4 protein-coding genes are annotated in these 3434 nt (G+C 67.7%); 1 reads left to right on the top strand and 3 read right to left on the bottom strand.

Annotated features, from left to right (window positions below; genetic code table 11):
• Positions 1 to 501: 501 nt before the first annotated feature.
• On the top strand, positions 502 to 780 hold the full coding sequence (locus N866_RS21005; RefSeq protein WP_155855369.1) for a hypothetical protein: 279 nt from the start codon (positions 502 to 504) through the stop codon (positions 778 to 780).
• A 566-nt stretch (positions 781 to 1346) separates the two neighbouring features.
• On the opposite strand, the gene N866_RS13455 is transcribed toward N866_RS21005, so the two are convergent.
• The 3 genes from N866_RS13455 to N866_RS22445 are packed head-to-tail and all read right to left on the bottom strand — an operon-like array spanning position 1347 to position 3161.
• Complete coding sequence (locus N866_RS13455; RefSeq protein ID WP_245612594.1) at positions 1347 to 1946, bottom strand: peroxiredoxin family protein; 600 nt, start codon at positions 1944 to 1946, stop codon at positions 1347 to 1349.
• 23 nt (positions 1947 to 1969) lie between these two features.
• The gene (locus tag N866_RS13450; RefSeq protein WP_425393963.1) at positions 1970 to 2953 is read right to left on the bottom strand and encodes a cytochrome c biogenesis CcdA family protein; all 984 of its coding nucleotides are present in this window, start codon (positions 2951 to 2953) and stop codon (positions 1970 to 1972) included.
• 16 nt (positions 2954 to 2969) lie between these two features.
• Positions 2970 to 3161, bottom strand: coding sequence for a hypothetical protein (locus N866_RS22445; RefSeq protein ID WP_245612593.1), 192 nt, complete (start codon positions 3159 to 3161; stop codon positions 2970 to 2972).
• Positions 3162 to 3434: the final 273 nt, after the last annotated feature.

Genomic DNA, 3434 nt, shown 5'->3' with positions numbered 1-3434 from the left:
TCGATCGGGCTGGTCCTGGCCATCCCACTCACGACGATCATCGCCGCACTCGTCGTCGCCACCGAGCCCGAGCGCCGCGGCCGCCACACTCAGCCGGCCCCCAGGGGCACGGCCACTCCCACGCTGGTCATTGAGGCCGAACTCACACAGCACGTGGCGCAACCCAGCTCATCGACTCCCGCAGAGAAGTTCCGTCCTGTGAATGCGCCGGCATACCGCCTGGCGAGGCCGCGAGGGGCTCCCAGACCGGCCACCCGAAGCGACCGCTCACCCGTCGTCGCAGCAACGCATTGCCGCTCGCCACACCTGCCGACCCGGCTTCGTCCACCTTTTGGGTCATCCACCGGCTGATCTGCGAGAGCCTATTCGGGTGGCGTACGTCGTGAAGACCGCTGGTAGGTCGTCCTCCCCCGTGTCGAGGTGCTGCGCGAGTCTGATGGCGAGCGAGTCGGCCGCCCGGGCGAGGGCGGCACCGGCGAGCCGCACCTCACTATTGTCTGAGTGCTGGGCGGTCTCGGCCAGTTCGTAGGTGTAAGGAACCATGCAGGCGAAGTTGATGCTCGAGTCCGCTTCAACGAAGTAGAACGTCTCGGCGTACTGCGTCAGGTCGACGCGAACCTGTGCCAGCCCGGCTGCGATGCCTTCGATGAGTCGCGCGCCGGTCTGGTCGTCACCCTTGATCGCATCGTGCAGCCCCGCGTCCCGCAGGTTCGCGATCCGCTGCGACAGGGCGCGACGTCGAGTCAGGGCGGGATAAAGCTGGAGAACCCAGGTCGCTGAGGCGGTGAGCAGCGTCCTCCCGTCCGCGCGGTCGACAGGCGGGCCTTGGGCAACGGTAGGCGCGGCACCCGAGCACCCTCCTCGCTGGCTCGGGGAACGCTGCGGTGCGGCCGAGGCCTCGTGGCCGCGACAGCCGCGAGCGCTTCAGCCACCGTGGACGCTCGGGACAGTAGCCAAGCGTTGGAACCGGTGATTGCACACATCCAGTCTGACGGCGCGGCAGTTCGGATTTTCGTCGTCGTCCAGGTAGGCGAGCCAGATCACGCCCTCGAGCGCCAACGACGATTACAGTACGCACCGTATTCCGCGTCGTCGCGCGCACCGGTGACACGCGTCGGTCCGACCCGCACGGGGTCGGACCGACTGTCGGGCGGGCTCGTGGTGGATCAGTGCGCCGATTGACCCCCGCAGCACGCGTGGCTCTTCACGCTCGTCACTTCGGCCTGAGGCTGGGACTCGGAGCGGTCGCTGACCTCACCGCCCCCGCAGCACTGGCCGGTCTCCTCGGTACAACAGGTGCTCATCGTGCTGTCCTCTCGTTCGCAGATGAAGGATGTCTGTTCCGTCTACAGCCGGCTCTGCACCTCCTTGAGGAGGTCCTGCGGCGCGAGCCACATGGACGGGTAGTTGCCGTACCACTGCTGGACTCCCTCGGCGTCGATGAGGATGAACCCGTGACCGGGCAGTCCTTCGTGCATGCCGGTGCCGAGGGTGCCGTACTCCTCGGAGACGGTGCCGTCGTCGAGGAGGAAGTCCGCGGTCACGCCTAGGCGTGCTCGCTCTGTGTTGATCTGCTCTGCCGTGTTCATCACGATCGGCAGCACGGTGATCCCCGCTTCCGCGAAGGCTGGATCCTTCTCGATCTCGGCCATCTGCATGAGGCAGGAGTCGCAGCCGGCGCCCTCGTTGAAGTAAAGGACCACGGGAGAGCCCCGCAACGAGGACAGGGTCACCGTCTGTCCGCTCGAGGTCGGGAGAGTGAAATCGGGTGCGACGCGGGCCTCGGATGACATGACCGGTCGGGAGGAGATGAGCGCCGCTGCCACAAGGGTGACGACGATGAGAAGCGCGACACCCCACGCGGCCAGGCTGATGCGGTGCCGGCGCTTGACGACAGCTTCCTGCGCATGGCGGATCTCGTCGAGCATCTGCTGGCGCTCGGCCAAGCGTCGGGTTGCTGTTCCGGATGTCATGGGACCACTTCTTCCTCGGTGGCGGTGCTGTGGCAGTTCGGTGCGGTGCTGTTGCTGGCGACGTCCTCAGCAACTGCGGGCTCGCCGTCAGACCGTCGGGTGGGGGCTGTCACGTTCCCCGGCTCGTGCTGCTGTCGACGACGGTCAGCGAGGGTGGCCCACACGAAGGCCGCCGCCAGTGCGAGGAGACCGAGGCCGAGCACGGGCTCGGGTACTGGGCTCACCCAGGTCTGCACGGCCAGGAAGACGTCGGTCAAGGTGCTCGCAGCGACGTCCTGCGCCTCGGTCCCGCCGGTCATGTCCGTGTCACCGGCAAGGGCGATGACGAAGACACCCATGACCACGAACCCGACAGACACGGCGATGTTGAGCGTGTTCGTGACGATCGTGCGTCCGACGATCCGAATCCGAACCGGGCGGGCGCGCAGGAGCTTGCGCTCCCCCAGCCTGGCTTTGTCCCAGACCAAGGCCATCACGAACAGCGGGAAGACCATGCCGAACACGTAGGCCAGTCCCAGCGCGAGGCCGCCGACGGCCGAGCCGGACAAGACGGACAGCGTCATCACGCCCGCCAGGACCGGCGCGCAGCAGCTCGAGGCGACACCGGAGAACACCCCGAGTGAGAAGAAGCTGGCGGAGTCGCCGCGTGAGGTGTCCGGAGCGCGCAGGAAGCTGGGGAGCGACCACATGGTGCCGGAGAAGGACAGGACCGCAAGGGCGAACATCAGGACGCCACCGGCGATGTAGAGCGGGACGTGGTACTGGGCGATCGCACCGGCCAGCAGGCTCATGCCGAGGGTGATGGGTACCAGGACGACAGCGAGTCCCGCAGCGAAGATGAAGGTGAGCGGCAGCAGCCGCCACCGGCGGTTCTTCACCGCGCCGGCCAGGTAGCTCGGCGCCAGGAACACGATGCAGCACGGCGCGAACAGCGCGACCCCGCCGGCGAGGAACGCCGCCAGGATGCTGCCCGTGGTCAACAGCTCGGCGCCCACCTCACACGCTCACGGCGGAGGTGGACGCGCTCGGGACCGCGCCTGCGGTCAGCAGCTTGACCAGCTTCTTGCGCGGCAGTCGGCCCGAGCTGAAGTAGGCACCGTCCACCAGAACCAGCGGGTTCATCGCGGGCCGGTGCTGCGCGACGAGCAACGCCCCCTCGGTCGACTCCAGCTCGACGACACGCACCACCAGGGGCCACCTCTGCCCGAGGTCAGCCAGGGCGCCAACAGCGTCGTCACAGAGGTGGCACGCCGGCGCATGGACGACGGTCACGTGGACCGCCGACTCAGGGTGTGAGGTCATGGGGATCTCCAGTGGCAAGGGGTGATCGATCCCCACCAGGTTCCCGACGTCGTGCTGCGCCCCGGTCTTCGTTCGATCAACGTTCAGTGAATCCGGACCCGGTTTCGCCCTTACGCCCGTCCGCCGCGGGGTCCAGGGGCCTGTCCCCGGATCCTGGAC

Source organism: Actinotalea ferrariae CF5-4 (genome assembly GCF_000603945.1).
In the GTDB taxonomy this organism is placed as follows: domain Bacteria; phylum Actinomycetota; class Actinomycetes; order Actinomycetales; family Cellulomonadaceae; genus Actinotalea; species Actinotalea ferrariae.
Note: the sequence above shows the minus strand (reverse complement) of the source record. Positions and strands in the feature narration are given on the sequence as shown.